The following is a 23638-nucleotide window of genomic DNA, read 5'->3' as shown; positions in this document are numbered from 1 at the left end:
CAAACCCTTAGAAAGGTCGTAAATGGCGGAAAAGGTGACGATCGCCGACGTGGCCCGTCATGCCAACGTGTCCCGCCAGACGGTGTCGAACGTGCTCAACTCCCCCGAAGTGGTCAAGGAGGGGACACGGCAGCGGGTGCTCGCCGCCGTGGAGACCCTCGGCTACCGGGTGAGCGCGGCGGCCCGGCAGATGCGGACCGGACGCTCGCGGCTGCTGGCCGTGCGGATCGAGACGACGCAGGATGGCATGAACGTCTTCGACCGTTTCCTGCACGGCCTCACCGAGTCGGCGGCCAGATCCGGCTACCGCGTGCTGCTCTACGCCGCCGGCGACGACCGCGCCGAGATCGCCACGATCGATCAGCTGCTGGGCGAGTTCGAGCCCGACGGGTTCGTGCTGACCAGCACCCACCACGGCGACCCGCGTGCCTCCTGGCTGGCCGAGCGCGACCTGCCGTTCGTCACCTTCGGCCGGCCGTGGGGCGCGCCGGCGGCCGGCCACCCCTGGGTGGACGTGGACGGCGCCGCCGGGACCGAGTCCGCCACCCGCCACCTGCTCGGCGAGGGCCACCGCCGGATCGGCTTCATCGGCTGGGAGGCGGGCTCGGGCGTCGGCGACGACCGGAAGGCCGGCTGGTCCAGGACGCTGGCCGCCGAAGGGCTCGACGCCGGCCTCACGCTGGAGACCGACGGCTCCAGCGCCCAGGGCCAGGCGGCGGCGCGGGAGCTGACCGGGCGCGGCGCGACCGCCCTGGTCTGCGTCAGCGACTCCGTGGCGCTCGGCGCCCTTCAGGTCCTGCCGGCCGTGGTCGGCTTCGACGACACCCCGGTCGCCGCCGCCGTCGGCCTCACCAGCCTCGGCCAGCCACTCGCCGAGGCGGCCGCGCACTGCGTCGACCTGCTCACCGGCCGCCTGTCCGGCCGGCCGGCCGCGGCGCACGTGCTGCTCACCCCCTCCCTGGTCATCCGAAAGGAACCCCGCTCATGAAACGCCTCGCGATCCCCGCGGCGGCAGCCGTACTCCTGTCGGCCACGGCCTGCGGCAGTGGCTTCGACGACCAGCAGGCGGCGCCCGCGCAGCAGAGCAGCGGCCCGGCCGCGCTCCAGGTCCTCATGGCCTCCTCCGGCGACGCCGAGACGAACGCGGTCAAGCAGGCGGCCGAGTCCTGGGCCAAGGCCAGCGGCAACACCGCCGCCGTCACCCCGGCGCAGGACATCCACCAGCAGCTCGGCCAGGCGTTCGCGGGCAGCAATCCGCCGGACGTCTTCTACGTCGACGCCGCCCGCTTCGGCGACTACGCCGGCGTGGGCGCCCTGGAGCCCTACGGCGACAAGATCTCCGACGCCCAGGACTTCTACCCGAGCCTGCGCGAGACCTTCACCTACGACGGCAGGTTCTACTGCGCGCCCAAGGACTTCTCCACGCTCGCCCTGGTCGTCAACGACGAGCTGTGGAAGAAGAACGGGCTCACCGCCGATGACATCCCCACCACCTGGGAAGAGCTCACCGCCGTCACCAAGAAGATCAAGGGCGTGGCGCCGCTGACGTTCAGCGACACCCGCGACCGGCTCGGCGTCTTCATGGTGCAGTCCGGCGGGTGGATCACCAGCAAGGACGGCAAGCAGGCCACCGGCGACACCCCGGAGAACCTGGCCGCGCTGGAGTACGTCAAGGGCCTGATGGCGGACAAGCGGGCCCAGTTCGCCAAGGCGCTCGACGCCGAGTGGGGCGGCGAGGCGTTCGGCAAGGGCAGGGCCGCGATGACGATCGAGGGCAACTGGATCAAGGGCGCGATGCGGGCCGACTACCCCGGCGTCGCCTACTCGGCGCACGAGCTGCCCGCCGGGCCCAAGGGCAAGGGCACGCTGTCGTTCACCAACTGCTGGGGCATCGCCGCCAAGTCGAAGAACAAGGCGGCGGCGATCTCGTTCGTGGAGGCGATGACCAAGGCCGAGCAGCAGATGGTCTTCGCCAAGGCCTTCGGCGTCATGCCCTCACGGCAGTCGGCCAAGGACGCCTACCTCAAGGAGTTCCCCGGCGACGGCGCGTTCGTCAACGGCGCCGAGTACGCGCAGGGGCCGGTGACCGTGCCCAAGATGGACAGCGTCCTGCAGGACTACGACACCTCGCTGCAGCAGCTCGCCACCCAGGATCCCAAGGCGATCCTGGCCAGGCTCCAGAAGAACACCGAAAGCGCGCTCGGCTGACGTCATGCGCAGCCGTACCAGGGAGAATCTCGCGGGGTGGCTGTTCGTGGCGCCGGTGGTGGCGATCCTCGGGCTGTTCATGCTGCTGCCGATCCTCATGGCGCTCTGGGTGAGCCTGACCGGGTGGAACGGGCAGGGCAGCCCGTTCCGGGCGGGCGTGCCGTACGTGGGCGGGGAGAACTACGCGCGGCTGTTCACCGAGGACGGCCTGGCCCGCGAGAACTTCATGACCAGCATCCGCAACAACATCTACTACGTCGCCGTGGTCGTGCCGCTGCAGACGGCGCTGGCGCTGGGCCTCGCGCTGGCGGTGAACAAGCGCAAGACGTTCTTCCGCACCGCGTTCTACTTCCCCTCGGTGACCAGCTCGGTGGCGATCAGCGTGGTGTTCCTGTTCATCTTCAGCAACTCCGGGGCGGTCAACCAGGTCCTGGCGTTCCTGGGGGCGGACGGGCCGCAGTGGTTCACCGACCCGCGCGGGGTTATCCACCTGCTCATCGGCGACCCGCCGGCCGCGCTCACCGGGCACGGCATGCTGGGCCTGAGCTGGTGGGAGTGGCTGTCGGGGCCGAGCGTGGCGATGTGCGCGATCATCGCGCTGGTGGTGTGGACGACGTCGGGCACGTTCATGCTCATGTTCCTCGCGGCGCTGCAGAACATCCCGCGCACGCTCGACGAGGCGGCCATGATCGACGGGGCCTCGCGCGCGCAGCGCTTCCGCAAGGTGACGCTGCCGCTGCTGAAGCCGACGATGTTCCTCGTGCTGACGCTCGGGCTGATCGGCACCTGGCAGGTGTTCGACCAGATCTACGTGATGAGCCAGGGCGATCCCGCCAAGACCACGCTGACGCCCGCGTTCCTGTCGTACCGGACGGCCTTCCGCGACTTCGACTACGGCGCGGGCACGGCGATCTCGTTCGTGCTCTTCCTGATCATCGTCCTCCTGACGCTGCTCCAGCGCTGGATCATGAGGGAGCGCAAGGCATGAGGCGCGTCATCCTGATCGTCTTCTCGATCGCCTTCGTCTACCCGTTCGTCATCCAGATCGCCAACTCGTTCAAGACCGGTCCCGACGCCACCGCGCACCCGCTCTCGCCCATCCCCGACCCGGCCACGCTGTCGGCGTTCGAGCGGGTGTTCTTCGGCACGGGCATGCCGGTCTGGCTGGCGAACTCGCTGCTGGTCACCGTGGTGCTCACGCTGGGGCGGGTGCTGCTGGACTCGATGGCCGGGTACGCGCTGGCGAGGCTGCGGTTCCGGGGGCGGCGCGGGCTGTTCGCGGCGATCATCGCGGTGATGGCGGTGCCGGGCGTCGTGCTGTTTATCCCGAAATTTCTGGTCTTGAACCAGCTGGGGATGTACGACTCCTACCTCGCCCTGATCCTGCCGATCATCGCCGACGCCGCCGGGGTGTTCGTGATGAAGCAATTCTTCGAATCCGTGCCGCGCAGCGTCGAGGAGGCGGCCCGCATGGACGGCGCGGGGACCTTCCGCGTCTTCTGGTCCGTGGTCCTGCCGATGTCGCGGCCCGCGCTGATCACGCTGACGATCCTGTCGTTCCAGAGCGCGTGGAACGAGTTCCCGCACACGCTGGTCGCCGTGCAGAACCCGTCGCTGTTCACGCTGCCGCGCGGGCTGGCCGACCTGGTCAGCGGCTCGCTCGGCGTCGGCACCCAGTTCCCGCTCAAGCTCGCCGCCGCGCTGCTGGCGACGATCCCGGTCGCCGTCATCTTCGTCGTCTTCCAGCGCCACTTCGTCCGCGACCAGAACCAGGGGGCCGAGAAGGGTTAGCCGTCGGGGCGGACGCCGCGGGCCAGGGGTGCGCGCCAGCCGTACCTCATGGCGGCGATGCGCAGGACGAAGGCGATCACGGCTGCCGCCAGCGTCGCGGGCCAGCCGTGCAGGTCGTAGACGTAGAGGGCGGCCATCACGGCGGAGCCGACCATCGCGGGCACGGCGTAGAGCTGGCGGTCGTACAACAAGGTCGGGATCTCGCCGGCCAGCAGGTCGCGCAGCATGCCGCCGCCGACCGCCGTGGTCACGCCGAGCAGGGTCGCGTGCAGGGGGTTCAGGCCGTATTCGAGGGCCTTCTCGGTGCCGACCGCGCAGAACAGCCCGAGGCCCGCCGCGTCGAGGATCATGATGGCGGGCATCACCCTGGCCACGTGCGGATGCCAGAAGGCGACGATGACCGTGGCGACGAGCGGCACCAGGACGTAGCCGAGGCTCTGGAAGGCGGCGGGCCGTACGTTGAGGATGAGGTCGCGGACGATGCCTCCGCCCAGCGCGGTCATCGAGGCGAGCACCGCCATCCCGACCACGTCCAGCCGTTTGCGCACGCCCATGAGCGCCCCGGTGAGGGCGAAGACAAAGATTCCGGCCAGGTCGAGAATTTCGGACACGGTGGAAGTTTTACCGGATCGGGGGCATCGTCGGCGTGTCGTGCTCGGCCATCATCTCCCTCAGCTTGCGCACGAACATGAACAGCGCCACCCCCGCGACGATCGCCATCGCGGCGAGGACCAGGTAGTACGTGGTGTCGGACATGACGCTGCTCAGCCTGCCGGTCTGGCCGCCCACGGCGTCGCCGACCGAGACGGCGATGAACCACACGCCGAGCATCTGGCCCTTGAAGGCCGCGGGCGCGAGCTTGGTCGTGACCGAAAGCCCGACCGGGCTCAGCGCCAGCTCGCCGAAAACCTGGATGAGGTAGACGAGCACCAGCCACCACACGCTGACCTTGCCGCTCTCGGCGAGTTTGGCGGCCAGCGCCATGACGACGAAGCTCAGGCCGACCATGATCAGCGCGAACGCGAACTTCTGCGGCGTGCTGACCCGGTTGCCGAGCTTGAGCCAGAGCGCCGCGAACACCGGTACGAAGATCATGATGAACAGCGGGTTGAACGACTGCGTGGTGGCCGCCTGGATTGGCACGCCCAGCAGGCTGAGGTCGGTGTTGTTCTGGGCGAAGAACAGCAGCTTGCTCGGCGCCAGGTCGTAGATCATCCAGAAGATGGCCGCGGCGATGAACAACCAGATGTAGGCCTTCATCTTGGAGCGTTCGTCGGCGGTCAGCTCGTGGGGGCCGCGCAGCACGTAGAGGAAGTAGACGATCGGCACGGCCAGGATGACGACGGTCACGACCAGCGTGAAGCGGTCGAGGTCGAAGGTGCCGCTGGCGATCCAGACGGCCAGGACGGCCAGCACGACGACGACGCTGACCAGCGTCAGCCGCAGGACCTTGGTGCGCTCGGCCGGGGTCAGCGGCTCGCCGGGCCGGTCGCCGACGCCGCGCAGCTGCTTGCGGCCGATGGTGTATTGCACCAGGCCGAGCGCCATGCCGACCGCCGCCGCGCCGAAGCCCAGGTGCCAGCGGTCGTCGGCGGCCAGCCAGCCCACGACCAGCGGGGCGAAGAAGGCGCCGAGGTTGATGCCCAGGTAGAACAGCGAGAAGCCGGAGTCGCGGCGGCCGTCGTCGCCCTCGGGGTAGAGCTTGCCGACCATCACCGAGATGTTGGGCTTGAGCAGGCCGGTGCCGGTGATGATGAGCAGCAGGCCGACCGCGATGAAGACGGGGCCCTGGACCGGGATGGCCATGCTGATGTGGCCCAGCATGATGATGAAGCCGCCCCAGAACACCGACCTGCGGGCGCCCAGGATGCGGTCGGCGACCCAGCCGCCGGGCAATGCGACGAGGTAGATGAGCGCGCCGTAGACGCCGACGACGGCTTGGGCGGTCTCCTCGGTCAGGCCGAGGCCGCCGGTCGCCGGGGAGGCGGCCAGGAAGGTGGCCAGGATGGCGCGCAGGCCGTACCAGCTGAAACGTTCCCACATCTCGGTGCCGAAGAGCGTGGCCAGACCCCAGGGATGGCCGAAGAACGTCCTGCCGCTGCTGCTCATGCGCGCCCCCCGAACGACACGTTGTGCATGTGATCCAACACTCTACGTGACCGGCCTGATGAAGCTGTCCCACAGGGTCTTGCCGCTGCCCCCGGCGTGTGGTGCGATGCATCCCACTCGTGCAAGTGAATACTGACTGGGAGGCGGGCGCATGGCCGAAGTCCTTGAGGTACGGGCCGAGATCGAGTCGCAGATCGCCGGCCGTACCGTGTGCGAGCAGCTGAGGCAGGTCGCCGCCGATCATCCCGACTCCCCCGCCTATTCCGATCCCGAGGGCGAGGGCTGGCGCACGCTCACCTACGCCGAGGCGCGCGAGCGGGTGCTGACGATCGCGGCGGCGTTCGCGGAGCTCGGGCTGGAGCCCGGCGAGGCCGTGGCGCTGATGATGGTCAACCGGGGCGAGCACGTGCTCGCCGACCTCGGGGCGGTGCACGCCGGCGGCGTGGGCTGCACTATCTACTCGACGTTCGCCGCCGAGCAGATCGCCTTCGTGGCCGCCGACGTCGGCGCCCGCTACGTCGTGCTGGGCGGCCCCGCCGACGTGGACCGCTGGATGCCGGTGCTGGACCAGCTCACGGAGCTGCGGCGGATCATCGTGCTGGACGGCGCGCCCGAAGGCGACGACCGTTTCCTGCCGTGGGCGGACTTCCTGGCGCTGGGCGAGCGCGCGCTGGCCGCCGACCGCGCCGCCGTGGACGCCCGCTGGCAGGCCGTCGGCGCCGACGACACCGTCACCGTCCTCTACACCTCGGGCACCACCGGCATGCCCAAGGGGGTGCCGCTCACCCACCGCAACGTCTTCTACGAGGTGGCCTCCACCGACCGCCTCACCACGCTGCCCGTCCAGGGCACGCAGATCAGCTACCTGACTTATGCGCACATCGCCGAGCGCGTCCTCAGCCTCTACCTGCCGCTGATGAAGGTCTCGCACGTCTACTTCTGCACCGACCTGGCCAACCTCGGCGCCACGCTGGGGCAGGTCCGGCCGATGATGTTCTTCGGCGTGCCGCGCGTGTGGGAGAAGATGATGGCGCGCCTGCAGGCCGTCCTCGCCACCCAGCCCGAACAACAGCAGCAGCAGGTACGGCAGGCCATGGCGGCCGGCGTCGCCTACGTCGAGGCGGGCCAGCACGGCGGCACGATCACCCCGGAGATCCAGGCCGCCTACGACCAGGCCGACAAGGCGCTGCTGTCGGTGGTCCGCGCGATGATCGGCTTCGACCAGGCCCAGTGGACCGCGACCGGCGCCGCGCCACTGCCCGGCGAGGTGCAGCGCTTCTTCGCCGGACTCGGGCTGAAGGTCATCGACGTGTACGGCATGACGGAGACGACCGGCGCCTTCACCGGCAACAGCCCGGCCGACTACAAGCTCGGCACCGTCGGCAGGGCCGAGCCGGGCGTCGAGATCCGCATCGCCGAGGACGGCGAGATCCTCACCCGCAGTCCGCTCAACACCGGCGGCTACCTGAACCGGCCCGACGAGAGCGCCGCCCTGATCGACGAAGACGGCTGGCTGCACACCGGCGACATCGGCTCGATCGACGAGGACGGCTTCGTACGCGTCGTGGACCGCAAGAAGGAGCTCATCATCACCGCCGGCGGCGAGAACATCTCGCCCGCCAACATCGAGAGCCACCTGAAGGAGCACCCGCTCATCGGCCAGGCGCTCGCCTACGGCGACGGCCGCCCGCACCCGGTGGCGGTCCTCACGCTCGACGCCGAGCTCGCGCCCGGCTGGGCGCAGGCCCGCGGGATCACCTTCTCCTCCCTGGCCGAACTGGCCCAGAACGGCGAGGTCCTCAAGGAGGTCGAACTGGCCGTGGAGGCGGCCAACGCCAAGCTGGCACGGGTGCAGCAGGTCAAGCGCTGGGCCCTGATCGGCAGCGAGTGGACGGCCGAGACGGCGGAGCTCACACCGAGCCTGAAGCTGAAGCGGCGGGTCATCCACGCCAAGTACGCCGACGTCATCGAGGGGCTTTACGTAGACTGACGGCTTTTGCCGTTGGGGGCGTGTGTCCTACCCCTGGCCATTACCGGATGGTTCCTACCGTCTTGATCATGACCAGTAGAGTCCTTCTGGCTTCGCTCGCGGCGGGGGCCCTCGCGGTACCCGTGCCGGTGGCCAATGCGGCGAGCGAGCCCGCCATCAGAGAGATCACGATACGTCCGGCCGATCCGGTGGTCGGGCCCACCGGATCGGTCCGCCTCATCATCGAGGTCGTCGCCCAGGGGGTGGACGGCCGCGAAGGGGTCACTGTCAAGGTGGACCCGGGCGCGCCACCGGACGGGGCGCCCGCGCCTCCGGTCGACCCGGTGGACCCGCCGCCGCTGCCCACGCCCCCGCTGCCCACGCCCACCGCCGTTCCGTCCGCTGTCCCGTCCGTCGCGCCGTCCGCCGTCCCGTCCGCTCTGCCCTCTGTCGCGCCGTCCGCGGTGCCGTCGGCGCTGCCGTCGGTGGCCCCGTCTGCTGTTCCGTCGGCCCTGCCGTCCGTGGCGCCGTCCGTGCTGCCGTCGGTCGCGCCCTCCCAGGTCCCGCCGCTGCCGGCGCCGCTGCCGCCCGCACCGCTGGCTCCCGCGCCGCTGCCCGCACCCGGGCTGGCCGTACCCGGGCAGGCGCCGCAGTGGCACGAGGAGCAGGGCCGGCCGATGCGCCGCGGCGACGGCTGGCAGACCTGGCGCTTCCTGCCCGAGAAGGGCCTCACCCGCTACTACCCGTCGGGCACCTGGACGATCGCCGCCACGGCGACGAGCCCCGACGGCCGGAGCGTGACCGCCTACAAGACGTTCAAGCTGCGCAAGGAGACCCGCCTCACCTCGGTGCAGGCCACCAAGGTGCCCGGCACGAAGGCCGTGCGGCTGCGCGGCGTGCTGACCCGGGTGGACCCGATGGGCTTCACCGACTACTCGCCGTTCGGCAACCAGCGCATGGAGATCCTCCACCGCCGCGACGACGACGCGCCATGGAAGCAGGAGGCCGTGGCGACCACCACGGAGCTGGGCAAGTTCGGCAAGACCGTGCTGGGCTCCCCGAAGGGACAGTGGCGGGCCCGCTTCCCTGGAACCGGTCACTACGCCGCGGAACTCTCCTCAGTCGAACAAATCGGAGATCGTCCTTGACCTCCGCCTTAACGGTCGTTGCCGAATCGTGATCGTTCTTGAGGCAACCTTTCCCTGCCTTTGCGCGTCATTGGCGTAGACGCGTTCTGTCCCGGAGCACGTCTCGACGGGGAAGGAAGTTTTTAGATGATGCGACGTCTCGCGGCCGCGGCAGCTGCTGCCGCGCTCGGCACCGCCGTGCTGGCGACCGCCACTCCCGCCATGGCCGAACCTCCCGGCCTGGGCTTCGACACCGGCGACTACGGCGACGGCGGCAACACCCGCCTGTCGTTCGACGCCAACCCGGAGCCGGTCTGGAAGGGCTCGAGGCTGACCCTTGAGGGCAAGCTCTCGGTGCAGTGCGACGATGACTACATCAACGGCTACGTGCAGGTGTTCAACGCCGACCACTGCCGTGAGGGCAGCTGGTACTGGCTCGGCGGCAAGCGGATCACGATCCTCTTCAAGCCGAACTACTCCGGCCGCTGGCACTACGTCGACACGGTCCGCACGGACCAGGGCGGCTACTTCCAGACCGACGCCCGCGCCTGGGCCTCCGGCACGTGGAAGGCGGTCTTCGAGGGCAGCAGGTACCTCGAGGGCTCGGCCGCGACCGACTGGGTGAAGGTCATTCGCCACTAGTCACAGCGCAAGCGGAACGCCCGGCCCTCCTGTCCCGAGGGGCCGGGCGTTTCGCTGTCCGCACGCCAGTAATCGTTTCGTCGGTCACGCGCCAGTAATCGTTTCGTCGGTCACGCGCCAGGACTCAGACCATCGGGACGAGCGTCTCGGCCGGGCGGGGGCCGACCGGGCCGCGGGCGTCGGCGGCCGCGAGCATGCGGGCCGCCTCGGCCAGCACCGCCGGAGGCTGCGTGAACGGCAGCCGGACGTACGACTCCAGGGTGCCCTCCAGGCCGAACCAGGGGCCCGGCGCCAGCCGTAGCCCATGGGTGGCGGCGGCCTCGGCGAAGGCGATGGCGTTGCCGCGCGGCAGCCGTATCCACAGGGTGCCGCCGCCGCGCGGGACGGTGAAGCTCCACTCGGGCAGGTGCTCGCGCACCGCGGCGACGAGCGCGTCACGCGAGGCGCGCAACGTGCGGCGGCGCTCGGCCCGCGTCTCCTCCATCCGATCGAACAGCCGCGCCACGATCAGCTGCTCCATCACCGGGCTGGCGATGTCGACGGCCGCGCGGTGCAGGGCCAGGCGGCGGGTGAGCGCCTCGGTGCTGCGGATCCAGCCGATACGCAGCCCGCCCCACCACAGCTTGGACGCCGATCCGATCGTGATCACGCGGCTGTCGGTGTCGAAGGCGGCCATCGGCGCGGTGCCCGGCACCTCCTCCATCGCGAGCTCCGCCCAGGTCTCGTCGATGAGCAGCATGGTGTCGGTACGGCGGGCAGCCCCCACTACCGCCGCCCGGGTGGCGTCGTCCATGAGCGCCCCGGTGGGGTTCTGGAAGTCGGGCATCAGGTAGGCGAGCCTGGCAGCCGACTGCCGCATCGCGCCCGCTACCAGGTCGGCCTGCCAGCCCGCGTGGGTGATGCCGACCGGCGCGATCCTGGCGCCGCGCTGGCGGGCGGCGTCGATGGCGTGCGGATAGGTGGGCGACTCGACGAGCACGGTGTCGCCCGAGCTGACGAGCAGTCCCATGACGAGCTGGATGGCGTGCTGGGAGCCGGTGGTGACGAGGATCTGCTCGGGCCGGGTGGCCAGGCCGCGCGCGCCGTAGTGGGCGGCGATGCGCTCGCGCAGCACGGCCAGGCCCATCGGGTCGTAGCCGTTGCCCATGCCGTAGCGGGCCACGTCGTCGACCGCCTCCAGCATGGCCTCGCGCAGGTGCGAGGAGGCGGCGGGGGCGGCGCAGTGCAGTTGCAGCAGCCCGTCGTCGCCGGTGGACAGCCACGGGTTGTCGACGGTGGTGGCCGGGTCGGGCAGCTCCGTCCAGCTCCCCGAGCCCTGGCGGCTGTCGAGGTAGCCCTGCTCGCGCAGCAGGTCGTAGGCGGAGGTCACGGTGGTGCGGCTGACGCGGAGCTGCTCGGCCAGGTGGCGCTCGGCTGGCATGCGCACGCGGACCGGGATCTGGCCGTCCTGGATGCGCGCCCGCACCGCCCCGGCCAGCGCGCGGTAGTAGGGCCGGGCGTCCCGCGGCACCGCGACGAGCCTCGCGACCTGCGCCGCACTCAAGAACCTCATAAGGCCACTTTTCACGATTGGCCCTTTTGATGCAACCTAAACCCCTGCCACCATAAGACCACTATGAGCGAAATGTCCGTCCCAGCCGTGGGTTCCCTTCCGATCCGTCTCCTGCGCCTCTACGGCGGCCTGGCCCTGTACGGCCTCGGCATCGGCCTCCAGGTCGAGTCCGGCGTGGGCAACAGCCCGTGGGACGTCTTCCACCAAGGCGTGGCACTCAGGACGGGCCTGACCATCGGCACGATCATCATTGCCGTCGGCGCGCTGGTGATGCTGCTGTGGATCCCGCTGAAGCAGAAGCCCGGCATCGGCACGATCAGCAACGTCGTCTTCCTCGGCCTGTTCGCCGACGCCGCGATCTGGCTGCTGCCCACCCCGGGCCACTGGGCGCTCAGCTGGACGTACCTGCTGATCGCCGTCGTCGCCATCGCCCTTGCCACCGCGCTCTACATCAGCGCGGGCATGGGCCCGGGCCCGCGCGACGGCATCATGACCGGCCTCATGCGCCTCGGCCTGTCGGTACGGCTCGGCCGCTTCCTCATCGAGATCACCGCGCTGGGCGTCGGCTGGCTGCTCGGCGGCACGCTAGGCCTCGGCACCCTCGTCTTCGCCCTGGCCATCGGCCCGCTCACGCAGCTGTTCACCCGCTGGTTCCCCCTGACGACAGAGACACCCTGACCTCCCGTGGAAGCTGACGGACATGACGCGACATGATCGATAGCTTCCACGGGACCACCCCGCAGGCGGGTAGCGTCGGTCCCATGCGGATCGAGGACTACGCGATGATCGGGGACATGCAGTCGGCGGCCCTGGTGGGCAGAGACGGCTCCATCGACTGGCTGTGCCTACCGAGGTTCGACTCACCGTCGTGCTTCTCGGCCTTGCTCGGCGGCGACCGCAACGGGCACTGGTGGCTCGGCCCCACCGGCAGGCACCCGGCGACCAGACGCCGCTACCGCCCCGACACGCTCATCCTGGAAAGCGAGTGGGACACGCCCACAGGCACCGTCCGCGTGATCGACTTCATGCCGCCGCGTGACAAGAACCCCGACGTCGTCCGTATCGTCGAGGGCGTCTCCGGCGAGGTCGAGATGTCCACCCACCTGCGCGTCCGCTTCGACTACGGCCGCATCGTGCCGTGGGTGCGCCGCAGCGACGGCCACCTGCAGGCTATCGGCGGGCCCGACTCGGTCTGGCTGCACTCCCCCGTCCCGCTCAAGGGCGGTGACTACGCCCACCGGGCCACGTTCACCGTCCGCGAGGGCCAGCGGCTGCCGTTCGTGTTCACCTGGCACCCCTCGCACGAGCCGATGCCGCCCCAGATCTCCGCCGAGGGCCAGCTCAACGAGACCGAGGCCATGTGGACGGAATGGGTGGCCAGGTGCGCCCACGAGGGCCCGCACCGCGAGGCCGTCGTCCGCTCACTGATCACGCTGAAGGCGCTCACCTACGCCCCCACCGGCGGCATCGTCGCCGCCCCCACCACGTCGCTGCCCGAGGACATCGGCGGCGTGCGCAACTGGGACTACCGCTTCTGCTGGCTGCGCGACGCCACCCTCGCCCTCGAGGCCATGATCAGTTCGGGCTACATCGAGGAGGCGGGCGCGTGGCGCGCGTGGCTGCTGCGCGCGATCGCCGGCCGCCCGCAGGACCTCCAGATCATGTACGGCGTGGCCGGCGAGCGCCGCCTGCCCGAGCTGGAGCTCACCTGGCTGGACGGCTACGAGGACTCCCGCCCGGTGCGCATCGGCAACGGCGCCGTCAACCAGCTCCAGCTCGACGTCTACGGCGAGGTGATGAACTGCCTGTTCGTCGCCAGGAAGATGGGCCTGGGCGCCGACGACCGGGCCTGGGCCATCCAGCGCGAACTCCTGGCCTACGTCGAGGAACACTGGGACGAGCCGGACGAGGGCCTGTGGGAGGTACGCGGCCCGCGCCGCCACTTCACCCACTCCAAGATCATGTGCTGGGTCGCCCTGGACCGCGCCGTCCGCTACTGCGAGGAGTTCGGCCGCGTCGGCCCGCTCGAACGCTGGCAGCGGCTACGCGACACGATCCACGCGGAGATCTGCGACAAGGGCTACGACCCCGTGCGCAACACCTTCACCCAGTCCTACGGCTCGACCGAGCTGGACGCCGCGCTGCTGCTCATGCCGCTCGTCGGCTTCCTGCCCATCGACGACCCGCGGGTGACCGGCACCGTGGCCGCCATCGAGAAGGAACTGCTGTCCGACGGGTTCGTCCTGCGCTACCCGGTGGCCGCCGACAACGACGTCGACGGCCTGGCCGGAGCCGAAGGCGCCTTCCTGGCCTGCAGCTTCTGGCTGGTCGAGGTCATGGCGCTGCAGGGCCGCAAGCAGGAGGCCGAAGAGCTGTTCGGCCGCCTGCTCGGGCTGCGCAACGACCTCGGGCTGCTGGCCGAGGAGTACGACCCCCGCTACGCCCGGCTCGTCGGCAACTTCCCGCAGGCCTTCAGCCACGTGCCCCTGGTCCACGCCGCCCGCGCCCTGTCGTGACCCGTCCCACCGCGGCCCGTCCCGCCCTGGCCCGTCCCGCCCTGGCCCGCGCCGCCGTGGCCTGTCCCGCCGCCGAGCTAACGGCACGGCCGCCGCGGCGGCGCGGCCGTACCGGATCATGAGGCCCGCGCTCGACCTGCGGGCCGGCGCGGGGATGGGCGGCGGGCGCGGGCTCACGCCGGGCCCCGGTGGTGGGGCTCGTCCCAGTCGGCCGTGCCGGGGGCGACGTCGATGCGTTTGACGTCCGGGTTGTCCTCGGGCGGGCGGTGGCCGAACGTGGTGAAGTCGGTGGTGTCGCGGAAGGCCGGGCGCTGGTAGAGGTCGCGGGCGTAGGCCCACAGGTGCGGGTAGCCGGACAGGGGGCGCTCGCTGATCCGGTTGGCCGGGTTGTAGCCGAGGTCGAAACGGGCCAGCGTCACCCACAGCCGGACGTCGGTCTCGGTGAGCTGCTCGCCGATCAGGTAGCGGTGCCCGGCCAGGTGCGCGTCCAGGCGCTCCAGGGCGGCGACCACGCGATGGCGCAGGTCGTCGTACGCCTCCTGGGTACGCGCCTGGCCCACCAGGGAGACGCCGCGGTTGACCTGGTGGAAGATCTCGTCGTTGCGCGCGTCGATGCGGGCCCGCAGCTCGCTCGGGTACAGCCGCTCCGGGGAGTCCGACCAGCGCGCGAAGCGGGTGGCCAGGTCGAGCGTGATGTCCGGGTAGTGGTTGCTGACGATCCTGCCGGCCACCCGGTCCCACAGCACCGGCACCGAGATGTGCCCGGCGTATCCGGGCTCGGTGGCCTCGTACGCCTGCTCAAGGAAGGCGAAGCCGTTCACCGGGTCGGGGCCGCGGCGCTCGCGGAAGGCCCAGCCACGGCCGTCGCGCACGTCGTCGACGTAGCTCAGGCCGACCACGTGCTCCAGCCCGGCCAGCGTGCGCACGATCGTCGCGCGCTGCGCCCACGGGCACAGGTGCGCGGCGTACAGGTGATAGCGGCCCGACGCCGCCGGGAACTGGTCGGTGCCGACGCGGCCCTGGAAGGGATAGATCGGGCGGTTCCACTCCGGCGAGGTGTGCAGCCGCCCGGGGCCGTAGGGACCGTAGGCGGCCAGGTCGGCGGGCGGGGCGAAGACGGTCATCGGAGCTCCTCTGTCAATGCAAGAAAGCCGGGGACGGTATCGCCGGGAACGGATTGTCGGGCGTCAGGATGACCCGGCGGGTCTCGCCCTCCTGCTCGGCCGCGTCCAGATGCAGCAGCGCCGCCCCGATGCCCGCCGCCCCGACCATGTAGCCGGTGTCCGCGCTCACCTCGCCCGGCCGCAGCCGCCGATATGCCTGGTACCACCGGTGCCCCCGCCCGTCGTGCCCGGTCGCCCTGCCGATCAGGTGCTCGGCCAGCGTGCGCGCGTACTCCCGGTACGGCTCGCGGCCCGTCGCCGCCCACAACCCCACGAACAGCTCCACCAGCCCGGCCGTCCCGCAGCACTGGCAGGCGGAGTTCCAGTAGCCGTTGGTCTGCTGGTACGGCACGCCGCTGGCGATGATCCCGGCGGCCAGGCGCTCGGTCCAGTCCAGGTCGCCCGGATCGCCGGCCACGCGGTAGAGCTCGTAGAACATGCGGGCCACGCCCGCCGAGCCGGAGCAGTAGCCGAGATAGTGCAGCCCGCGCCCGTGGGGCACGTGGTGCGGCACGTACGCCGCGTGGCCCGTCACCACCGCCACCGACTTGACGAACCCCGATCCCCGCCTGGCCGCCTCCAGGAAACGCTCGTCGCCGGTGACGCCGTACAGGCGGGCCAGGAGGAAGGCGGTGCCGGCCGTACCGCTGTAGAAGCCGGGCGTGACCGCGTCGCTCGGGATGCCCGGGCAGTCCCCGAACTGGTGCCCAGGCACCGCCAGCGCCGCGATGCGCTCGCCCGCCTCCAGCGCCGCCTGCTCGTAGGCGGGCACGCCGAGCATGGCGGCGGCGCGCAGCAGCCCGAGCACGATCCCGCCGTCACCCCGCTGGGCGGGGTCGTTCGACCAGCCCAGTCCTCCGGCCAGCGGACGGGCCTTGGAGACGATGTGGCCGGCCGCGGCCCGCGCCTCGTCTTCCAGCCGCTCCTCCCCCAGCACCCATCCTGCCTCGGTGAGCGCGAAGACGGTCCCGGCCAGGCCGTGGTAGAGCGTGAGGTCCTGCTGCTCCCGCCAGGTGCCGGCCAGGTATCGGGCGCCTTGGCGGGCTTCCTCCAGGTACGCCTCGTGGCCGGTGGCGGCGGCCATGTCCAGGAAGAACAGCACGATGCCGGCGGCGCCCGCGTACAGCGAGGCCGGTTCCGATCCCACGGCCGCGCGGCCGCGATGGTCCGGGTTGGCCTGCCAGCGCCGCCCTTGCCCGTGGTCGGTCCCCGCCGACCTGATCCAGCGTCCGGCCAGGATGGCCGCGTTCAGAGGAGTGGTCCGCTCGTGGCTCACCCTCGCAACTATCCCACACATTTGGTAGGAAATTAAGGGATCGACCAGTCATCCGGCCCGGAAGTGCCGGAACCCCCTCAGCCGCGCGAGGCGCCCTCAGACAGTGGCAGCCTCAGACGGAGGCTGGCTCAGACGGAGGCTGGCTCCGACGGCCCGGCAAACCTCAGACGGAGGCAACCTCAGACCGGGGTGGGCTCAGATGGAGGCTAGCTCAGACCTAGGCGCGCTCAGGCGGAGCCTGGCTCAAACAGAGGCTAGTTCAGACCCAGGCGCGCTTTGGCGGAGACGGCCTCGGACCGAGGTTGGCTCAGACGGTCAAGCGGCCCCAGACAGAGGCGAGCTCAAACGGAGGCAGGCTCAGAAGGAGGCTAGCTCAGGCGGAGATTGGCTCAGACCGAGGTTGGCTCAGGCGGAGATTGGCTCAGACCGAGGTTGGCTCAGGCGGAGGCTGGCTCAGACGGCTAGGCGGGCGAGGACTTGGGCGAAGTCCGGGGGTGGGGTGACCACGAGGCGGGCGTGGCCCTCGTGCAGCACGATGTCGGCTCGCAGGTGGGTCAGGCGGCCCTCGTGCCACCAGTACACCTGGTCGCTCAGGCCGTCGGTCCGGGCGGCGTGCAGGCGCAGCCGTTCGATGGCGCGGACGACGCCGAGGCCGTTGACTGGGTGCACCAGCAGCGTGTACGGGTCGGGCAGCACCACCAGCACCCCGTCCCTCGGCACCGGAAGGTAGTCCGGCAGCCAGCGCAGGTGTGTCGGGGCGGTCGGGGATGGGCCGGTCAGGCGGGTGACGGGGGTGCCGGACAGCTCGATGGACTCGACGGTCAGCCGCTCGTCCTCGCGTACGTTCCTGGAGGCCAGCTCGAGCGCCTTGGCCGACGGCAGCGGCCAGCAGCCGGCCTCCTCCGGGCGGATCAGGCGGGGGCCGACGCTCAGGAGTTCCACCAGGTCGCCGTTCAGGTGGCGGCCGACGACGCGGGTCAGGTCCTCGACGGCGTCCACGGCTTCCACGCGGGTACGCAGCAGCGGGCGTACCTGGTCCAGGTCGCAGAAGTCGACCAGGTCACCGGAGACCGCGTTGCCGAGGTACTCGGAGACGAGCGTGGGCCAGTCCTCGCGCGGCCTGCGGCCGGCCTCCCTGCGCAGGCCGGTCAGGCGCACCAGCACGAGCCCGTCGCGCATCGGCCGGGTGTCCCTGCCCAGGTCGAACGCCGACCGGACACCACCGTCCGGGCCGGGCGTCAGGGTCAGGGTGGCGCCGTCGGCGGCGAAGTCGCAGCCGTAGCCCAGGGAGTCCGCCACCAGGGCGAGAAGCGAATCGAGGTCCACGTCCTCAGGGCGGCGGCGGGACGGCTCACGCCTGAAGAATTTCACGCGCTCTATCCCCTCATGCCGGTTTCGTCCCTGCGTGTTTCTCCTACCTTGCCGTGTCGACGTCGCTGAACTGACCAGCCAGCGAGCACGATTCGGTATCGATAGCACCAAGCGCACCAAGCCAGACACTCAGCTGCGGAGTGCCGTGTCCCACGGCAAGCCCGGCCAGCACGGGGACGCCGAGCGGCAGCAACCGCTCCCGCAGAACGGGGTACGGGTCCCCGCAGTCCTCCCAGGAGCCGAGCGCAAAGCCGAGCACTCCCTCGAAGGCCCCAGCCCGCAGGAGTTGCGTGAGCATCCGGTCGACGCGGTAAGGCGCCTCCCCCACATCCTCCAAAAACACGATATTTCCGGTAAAGCGCGGCTGCCACCGGGTCCCGCACAACGACGCCAGCACCGACAGGTTCCCCCGGCGATCGGACCAGCGACCCGACCAGCGATCGAGCCAGAGACCCGACCAGCGACCGGACCGGCGACCGAACCAGCGACCCGACCAGCGACCGGGCCAGCGACCGGACCGGCGACCGAACCAGCGATCGGGCCAGCGACCGGACCGGCGATCGGGCCAGTGACTGAACCGGCGATCGGGCCCACGCCCCCGGCGCGCGCCTCCGACAGCATCGACGTGCCCGCCACCGACCACGGCTCGCCCTTCAGCGCCCCGGTCAGCGACGCCCACGTCGCCGGTTCCGGCCCGCGTTCGTCGGAGAACGTCGTGCAGGCCGGCATCGGCCCGTGCAGCGTCGCCACTCCCAGCTCCACCCGAAACGCGTGGTGCAGAGCCGTCACGTCGCTCGACCCCACCAGCGTCTTGGGCCCGGCGGCCCGCATGGCGTTCCAGTCGAGCAGGTCGAGGATCCTGGCGGCGCCGTACCCTCCTCTGGAGCAGAACACCGTGGTGACGGCCGGATCGCACCAGGCGGCCTGCAGGTCGGCGGCGCGCGCGGCGTCCGAGCCGGCCAGGTACGGCAGGCCCTGCCGCGCCATCGTGTTCGCGCCCACCACGACCCGCACGCCGAGCCCTTCCAGCAGCGCCACCCCGCGCGCGAGCCGGACGGCGTCGGGCGGTCCTGAGGGGGAGACGACGGCGACGGTGTCACCCGGCCGCATGAACCAGCTCCTTCACCAGCGCCGGCAGCGCCTCGCCGATCGGCTCGCGGACGACCTCGTGGGCGAACTCGTCGTAGGGGGTGGGCTGGGCGTTCATGACGACCAGGCGGGCGCCGGCGTCGATCGCCTCGCCGCACAGCCCGGCGGCCGGATGCACGGTCAGCGACGTGCCCACCGCGAGGAACAGGTCGCAGGACCGCGCCGCCTCCAGCGCCGCGTGGATGACGACGGGCTTGAGCGCCTGGCCGAAGGAGATCGTGTCGGCCTTCTGGATGCCGCCGCACTCGGGGCAGGGCGGGTCCTCCTCGCCCGCGTCGACCCGGTCGAGCACCTCGCGCATGGGCGTGCGCAGCCCGCAGGACATGCAGACGACGTGGAAGAGCGTGCCGTGCAGCTCGATGACCTTCTCCGGCGAGCTGCCCGCGCGCTGGTGGAGCTCGTCGATGTTCTGGGTGAGCAGGGCACGCAGCAGGCCGGCCCGCTCCAGCTCGACGAGGGCGGCGTGGCCGCCGTTGGGGCAGGCGTCCCAGGCGGCGTGCTCGCGCCTGCCGATCCACGCGCGGCGCCGTACGCCGGGGTCGGCCAGGTAGTTGTCGATGGTGTACAGCTCCTGGGCCGCGGGGTCCTTCGTCCATACTCCCTGGGGCCCGCGAAAGTCGGGAATCCCGGAATCCGTGGAGATTCCCGCACCTGTCAGGACGGTCACCGACATTGGCTCGCTCACCTGGCAAACGGTGTCACACTTGGATGCCGTATGCGACTTCCGCCTCACATCCTCGTGGTCAACGGCATCAAGGTCCGCCGCCCGGTGTTCCTGCTCGGAGCCCCGCATTCGGGTACGGACCAGCTCGCCCGCGCGTTGAAACGTTCCCCCGGCTTCCACGTGACGACGGGCCGGGCCTGCGTGGCCAACGTCGTCTACGCCTTCGCCCGCAAACCCTCCATCGCCGGTGGTCCGGGCGCCGTCCGGGTGCTGCGCGACTCGCTGGCCGAGGCGTGGCAGGTGTTGCGCGACTCGTGCGGGCTGTGCCCGCGGACCTGCCGCGAGGCGGGCGGCGTGACCGGGCTCGGCCCGTGCGTGGCCACCAACACCGTGACCCGCTTCGGCGACGCCAGCCCCGACCTGCTCTACAGCGCGCCGGTGCTGCAGCAGGCCTTCCCCGACGCCCGGTTCGTGCAGCTGATCCGCGACGGCCGCGACGTGGCGGTGGACATGCTGGCCGACCCGTCGTGCCTGGCCTGGTTCCGTCCGGTGATGCTGGCCGAGGGCACCGAGTTCCCGAACGCGTTCCTGGGGCTCAACCGCGACGAGCACCGCGAGCGCTGGAAGGACATGCCGGCCGCGGGCAAGTCGGCGCTGCGCTGGCGCAGCGCCGTGCGCCTGAGCGCCTCCCTGCGCCGCGACCTGCCCGCCGACCAGCTGCTGACGTTGCGCTACGAGGATCTCGTGCAGCGGCCCGCGCAGACGATCGCGTCGGTGTCGGAGTTCCTGGAGACGCGCGTGTCGAAGGTCGCCTTGTACGGCCCGCGCGTCCCGAAGGTCGGCTCCTGGCGCTCCGGCCTGCGCCCCGACGACCTGGCGCTGGTGGAGAAGGTCGCCAGGCAGGAGCTCACGCGCTTGGGCTACCTGTCGAGCTGAACTGGGTGCGGTAGAGCTCGGCGTACAGCCCGCCGCGCTCCAGGAGTTCGTCGTGCCCGCCGCGCTCGGCGATGCGGCCGTCCTGCACGACGAGGATCGTGTCGGCCTCGCGGATCGTCGACAGCCGGTGGGCGATGACCAGCGACGTACGCCCGGCCAGCGCCGTCTTGAGCGCCTGCTGCACGGCCGACTCCGACTCGGAGTCCAGGTGGGCGGTGGCCTCGTCCAGCACGACCACGCGCGGCGCCTTCAGCAGCAGCCGGGCCAGCGCCAGGCGCTGCTTCTCCCCGCCGGACAGCCGGTAGCCCCGGTCGCCCACGACGGTGTCGAGCCGGTCGGGCAGCGACTCGACCAGGTCGGCGATCTGCGCCGCGCGCAGCGCCTCCCAGATCTCCTCCTCCTCGGCGCCGGGCCTGGCGTAGCGGAGGTTGGCGCCGATGGTGTCGTGGAACAGGTGCGCGTCCTGCATGACGACGCCCACGGTGTCGCGCAGCGAGGCCAGCGTGGCGTCGCGCACATCCACGCCGTTGACGCGCACCGCGCCCTCGTTCACGTCGTACAGGCGCGATACCAGCGAGGTGATCGTGGTCTTGCCCGCTCCCGACGGGCCGACGAGGGCGATCAGCTGACCCGGTTCCGCGGTGAACGAGACGCCTTTGAGCACCGGGTGCGACGGGCCGGTGTCCTGGCGGGCCACCGACTCCAGGGAGGCCAGCGAGACCTCCTCGGCCGCCGGGTAGCGGAAGTGCACGTCGTCGAAGGTGATCGTGACCGGCCCGTCGGGCAGCGGCCTGGCCTCCGGCTTCTCGGCGACCATCGGTCGGAGGTCGAGCACCTCGAAGACCCGGTCGAAGCTGACCAGCGCCGTCATCACGTCCACGTGCACGTTGGACAGCGAGGTCAGCGGGCCGTACAGGCGCATGAGCAGCGCGGCCAGGGCGACCAGCGTGCCGAGCTCGAAGACGTCGCGGGTGGCCAGGACGCCGCCGATGCCGTAGACCAGCGCGGTGGCCAGGGCCGCGACCAGGCCGAGCGCGACCCGGAAGACGGTGGCGTACATGCCGACGGTCACGCCGACGTCGCGCACCCTGGCCGCCCTCTTGCCGAACAGCTCGGTCTCCTCCTGCGGCCGGCCGTACAGCTTGGCGACCATCGCGCCCGCCACGTTGAAACGCTCGGTCATCACCGAGCTCATCTCGGCGTCGAGCTGCATCTGCTCGCGCGTCAGCGCGGACATGCGGCGGCCCACCCACTTGGCAGGCCCGATGAAGACCGGCAGCAGCACCAGCGCGACCAGCGTGACCTGCCACGACAGCGCGAGCATGGCGCCGAGCACGAGGATGAGGCTGATGACGTTGGACACCACCGACGACAGCGTGCTCGTCAGCGCGCGCTGGGCGCCGATGACGTCGGTGTTGAGGCGGGAGACCAGCGCGCCGGTCTGGGCGCGCATGAAGAAGGCCACCGGCATGCGCTGCACGTGGTCGAAGACCTCGGTGCGCAGGTTGTAGATGAGACCTTCGCCGATGCGCGAGGAGAACCACCGCTGCGCCAGCGTCAGCCCGGCGTCGAGCAGGGCCAGCGCCGCGATCGAGACCGCCAGCGCGATCACCACGCCCGGCTGCTTGGGCAGGATGCCGTCGTCGATGATGGCCTTCATCAGCAGCGGGTTGGCCACCACGATCACCGCACCGGCCACGACCAGCACCAGGAACGCGGTGATCTGCTTCTTGTACGGCCGCGCGTAGGAGGCGATGCGCCGCACCGTGCCAGGCTTCAGCCGCTGGTCCATGACCGACTCGTCACGGCGCAGCGACCGCATCGCCTGCGGGCCGAACCCGCCACCCATCATCGCCATTGTCTGGTCAGCACGCGGGCGCGAACGGCTGTTCCCCTCTCAGCTCCCGGCGAACAACGCCCGGATCCGCGCCGCCTGCTCCGTCCGCTCGGCGACGCTCTGCTCCTCCAGGGTGCGCGTCGGCGCCCCCTGGAGGAGACGCTTGGTCGCCGCGGCCGCGTCCCTGTTGGTCGACAGCAACTGCGCGACCTTCTCCTGTACGGCTTTCGCCAGCTCACCCGGTTCGACGACCTGTTCGGCCAGGCCGATCCGGAAGGCTTCCTCCGCCCCGACGATGCGGGCGGTCAGGCACAGGTCCTTCGCCTTGGCGAGGCCCACCAGCTCGACCAGCGGCTTGGTGCCGGTCAGGTCGGGGACCAGGCCCAGTGCGGGCTCCTTCATGCAGAATTTGACGTCGTCGGCCACGATCCGTAGATCGCAGGCGAGCGCGAGCTGGAATCCGGCGCCGATCGCATGACCCTGAACGGCCGCGATCGAGACGATCTCCGGACGGCGCAACCACAGGAAACCCTGCTGTGCTCGTTCGATCCCCTTGTCGAACGTGTCCTGATCCTGCCGGGCCACAGAGCTGAACGAGCCCTGTCCCGGAACCCCCTCAGGGGTGAACATGCGTAGGTCGATCCCTGCCGAGAAGGACGGTCCCTCACCTCTCACCACGACGACGCGTACCCGCTCCGGCAGGCTGTCGCCGATGCCGGCCAGTGCCGACCAGGTCGCGAACGTTTGCGCGTTCCGCTTTTCCGGTCGTGCGAGCGTGATCGTGGCAATCTCACCGTCCACCTCGAAGCGCAGACCCGCCTCCTCGAAAGAGGCGTCCCTCGCACTCCCCCCGCGCTGATAAGGCGCCTTCGCTTCCGCCATCGCGTCGCTCCGTCCGTCGCTGTGCCGTCGCGCCCGAGCTTACAGAATAAGATTCTGACCCGGGCGCGACGGCCGGTCGACTGGAGACGAAGCGGCTGCGGTCGCGACGTTCCGAGGCGGCCTTAGCGCTTGGACTTGCCTCGGGTCGCCCCGCCGCGCCCGCGCAGAGTCACTCCGGACTCGCTGAGGATGCGGTGGATGAACCCGTAGGAGCGACCGGTCGAAGCGGCCAGGGCGCGGATGCTCTCACCCGCGGCGTAGCGCTTCTTGAGATCACCGGCCAGCTTGTCGCGGTCGGCCCCGGTCACCCGGGTGCCTTTCTTCAGAGTCTCGGCCACGAGTACCTCCTGTAGTGCCAGACTTCCGCAGCGTTACACCGCCATGATCAGTCATTTCAGCGGGATCGGCTACCTACTCCACGGGAAAAGATCCGTACCCACTCAAAT

At 70.7% G+C, this 23638-nt stretch carries 21 protein-coding genes and 1 pseudogene; 10 read left to right on the top strand and 12 right to left on the bottom strand.

Annotation, left to right across the window (positions count from 1 at the left end):
- Window positions 1-22: 22 nt before the first annotated feature.
- The 4 genes from HNR40_RS48745 to HNR40_RS48730 are packed head-to-tail and all read left to right on the top strand — an operon-like array spanning window position 23 to window position 3999.
- On the top strand, window positions 23-988 hold the full coding sequence (locus tag HNR40_RS48745; protein ID WP_184974245.1) for a LacI family DNA-binding transcriptional regulator: 966 nt from the start codon (window positions 23-25) through the stop codon (window positions 986-988).
- The gene (locus HNR40_RS48740; RefSeq protein WP_184974243.1) at window positions 985-2208 is read left to right on the top strand and encodes a sugar ABC transporter substrate-binding protein; all 1224 of its coding nucleotides are present in this window, start codon (window positions 985-987) and stop codon (window positions 2206-2208) included. Before HNR40_RS48745 ends, HNR40_RS48740 begins: the two co-directional genes overlap by 4 nt.
- Window positions 2209-2212: 4 nt before the next feature.
- Complete coding sequence (locus HNR40_RS48735; protein ID WP_184974241.1) at window positions 2213-3196, top strand: carbohydrate ABC transporter permease; 984 nt, start codon at window positions 2213-2215, stop codon at window positions 3194-3196.
- Window positions 3193-3999, top strand: a complete 807-nt coding sequence (locus HNR40_RS48730; protein ID WP_184974239.1) for a carbohydrate ABC transporter permease — start codon at window positions 3193-3195, stop codon at window positions 3997-3999. Before HNR40_RS48735 ends, HNR40_RS48730 begins: the two co-directional genes overlap by 4 nt.
- On the opposite strand, the gene HNR40_RS48725 is transcribed toward HNR40_RS48730, so the two are convergent.
- The gene (locus HNR40_RS48725; protein WP_184974236.1) at window positions 3996-4610 is read right to left on the bottom strand and encodes a trimeric intracellular cation channel family protein; all 615 of its coding nucleotides are present in this window, start codon (window positions 4608-4610) and stop codon (window positions 3996-3998) included. The genes HNR40_RS48730 and HNR40_RS48725 overlap by 4 nt on opposite strands.
- 10 nt (window positions 4611-4620) lie before the next feature.
- A complete protein-coding gene (locus HNR40_RS48720) occupies window positions 4621-6108 on the bottom strand; it encodes a peptide MFS transporter (RefSeq protein WP_184974234.1) in 1488 nt (495 codons plus the stop codon).
- A gap of 151 nt (window positions 6109-6259) precedes the next feature.
- On the opposite strand from HNR40_RS48720, the gene HNR40_RS48715 reads away from it, so the two are divergent.
- From HNR40_RS48715 to HNR40_RS48705, 3 genes are all read left to right on the top strand, one after another.
- Window positions 6260-8098, top strand: a complete 1839-nt coding sequence (locus tag HNR40_RS48715) for an AMP-dependent synthetase/ligase (RefSeq protein WP_184974232.1) — start codon at window positions 6260-6262, stop codon at window positions 8096-8098.
- Between the two features lie 68 nt (window positions 8099-8166).
- A complete protein-coding gene (locus HNR40_RS48710) occupies window positions 8167-9225 on the top strand; it encodes a hypothetical protein (protein WP_184974230.1) in 1059 nt (352 codons plus the stop codon).
- A 126-nt stretch (window positions 9226-9351) separates the two neighbouring features.
- A complete protein-coding gene (locus HNR40_RS48705) occupies window positions 9352-9846 on the top strand; it encodes a hypothetical protein (RefSeq protein WP_184974228.1) in 495 nt (164 codons plus the stop codon).
- Window positions 9847-9970: 124 nt separating this feature from the next.
- Here the strand turns inward: HNR40_RS48705 and yczR are convergent, their stop codons facing one another.
- Window positions 9971-11398, bottom strand: a complete 1428-nt coding sequence (gene yczR, locus HNR40_RS48700; protein WP_184974226.1) for a MocR-like transcription factor YczR — start codon at window positions 11396-11398, stop codon at window positions 9971-9973.
- A gap of 72 nt (window positions 11399-11470) precedes the next feature.
- On the opposite strand from yczR, the gene yczE reads away from it, so the two are divergent.
- Both yczE and HNR40_RS48690 read left to right on the top strand, forming a co-directional pair.
- Window positions 11471-12076, top strand: a complete 606-nt coding sequence (yczE, locus tag HNR40_RS48695; RefSeq protein WP_246510740.1) for a membrane protein YczE — start codon at window positions 11471-11473, stop codon at window positions 12074-12076.
- Between the two features lie 83 nt (window positions 12077-12159).
- On the top strand, window positions 12160-13914 hold the full coding sequence (locus HNR40_RS48690) for a glycoside hydrolase family 15 protein (protein WP_184974222.1): 1755 nt from the start codon (window positions 12160-12162) through the stop codon (window positions 13912-13914).
- A gap of 173 nt (window positions 13915-14087) precedes the next feature.
- Here the strand turns inward: HNR40_RS48690 and HNR40_RS48685 are convergent, their stop codons facing one another.
- From HNR40_RS48685 to HNR40_RS48660, 6 genes and pseudogenes are all read right to left on the bottom strand, one after another.
- Window positions 14088-15038, bottom strand: coding sequence for a glutathione S-transferase C-terminal domain-containing protein (locus tag HNR40_RS48685; RefSeq protein ID WP_184974220.1), 951 nt, complete (start codon window positions 15036-15038; stop codon window positions 14088-14090).
- Between the two features lie 13 nt (window positions 15039-15051).
- A complete protein-coding gene (locus HNR40_RS48680) occupies window positions 15052-16353 on the bottom strand; it encodes a lanthionine synthetase LanC family protein (RefSeq protein ID WP_312896818.1) in 1302 nt (433 codons plus the stop codon).
- 453 nt (window positions 16354-16806) lie between these two features.
- Window positions 16807-17724 (bottom strand): hypothetical protein, encoded by a 918-nt coding sequence (locus HNR40_RS48675; protein ID WP_184974216.1) that lies wholly within the window; start codon window positions 17722-17724, stop codon window positions 16807-16809.
- 43 nt (window positions 17725-17767) lie between these two features.
- Window positions 17768-18121 carry a hypothetical protein gene (locus HNR40_RS55755; RefSeq protein ID WP_312896817.1) on the bottom strand — a complete coding sequence of 118 codons (354 nt, stop codon included), beginning with the start codon at window positions 18119-18121 and terminating at the stop codon, window positions 17768-17770.
- A 395-nt stretch (window positions 18122-18516) separates the two neighbouring features.
- A pseudogene (locus HNR40_RS48665) lies at window positions 18517-18834 on the bottom strand (LD-carboxypeptidase); the annotation flags it as partial.
- The gene (locus HNR40_RS48660; protein ID WP_184974323.1) at window positions 18821-19546 is read right to left on the bottom strand and encodes an SIR2 family NAD-dependent protein deacylase; all 726 of its coding nucleotides are present in this window, start codon (window positions 19544-19546) and stop codon (window positions 18821-18823) included. The gene HNR40_RS48660 and the pseudogene HNR40_RS48665, both read right to left, overlap by 14 nt.
- Window positions 19547-19588: 42 nt before the next feature.
- Between HNR40_RS48660 and HNR40_RS48655 the strand changes: the two genes are divergently transcribed.
- Window positions 19589-20473 (top strand): sulfotransferase family protein, encoded by an 885-nt coding sequence (locus tag HNR40_RS48655; RefSeq protein WP_184974214.1) that lies wholly within the window; start codon window positions 19589-19591, stop codon window positions 20471-20473.
- On the opposite strand, the gene HNR40_RS48650 is transcribed toward HNR40_RS48655, so the two are convergent.
- From HNR40_RS48650 to HNR40_RS48640, 3 genes are all read right to left on the bottom strand, one after another.
- Window positions 20445-22331: an ABC transporter ATP-binding protein gene (locus tag HNR40_RS48650; protein ID WP_184974212.1), complete on the bottom strand. Its 1887-nt coding sequence runs from the start codon at window positions 22329-22331 to the stop codon at window positions 20445-20447. The genes HNR40_RS48655 and HNR40_RS48650 overlap by 29 nt on opposite strands.
- Window positions 22332-22370: 39 nt before the next feature.
- Window positions 22371-23192: an enoyl-CoA hydratase/isomerase family protein gene (locus HNR40_RS48645; protein ID WP_184974210.1), complete on the bottom strand. Its 822-nt coding sequence runs from the start codon at window positions 23190-23192 to the stop codon at window positions 22371-22373.
- A 122-nt stretch (window positions 23193-23314) separates the two neighbouring features.
- Window positions 23315-23530, bottom strand: a complete 216-nt coding sequence (locus HNR40_RS48640; protein ID WP_157247547.1) for a helix-turn-helix domain-containing protein — start codon at window positions 23528-23530, stop codon at window positions 23315-23317.
- Window positions 23531-23638: the final 108 nt, after the last annotated feature.

This window comes from Nonomuraea endophytica, assembly GCF_014203235.1.
Lineage (GTDB): Bacteria > Actinomycetota > Actinomycetes > Streptosporangiales > Streptosporangiaceae > Nonomuraea > Nonomuraea endophytica.
Note: the sequence above shows the minus strand (reverse complement) of the source record. Positions and strands in the feature narration are given on the sequence as shown.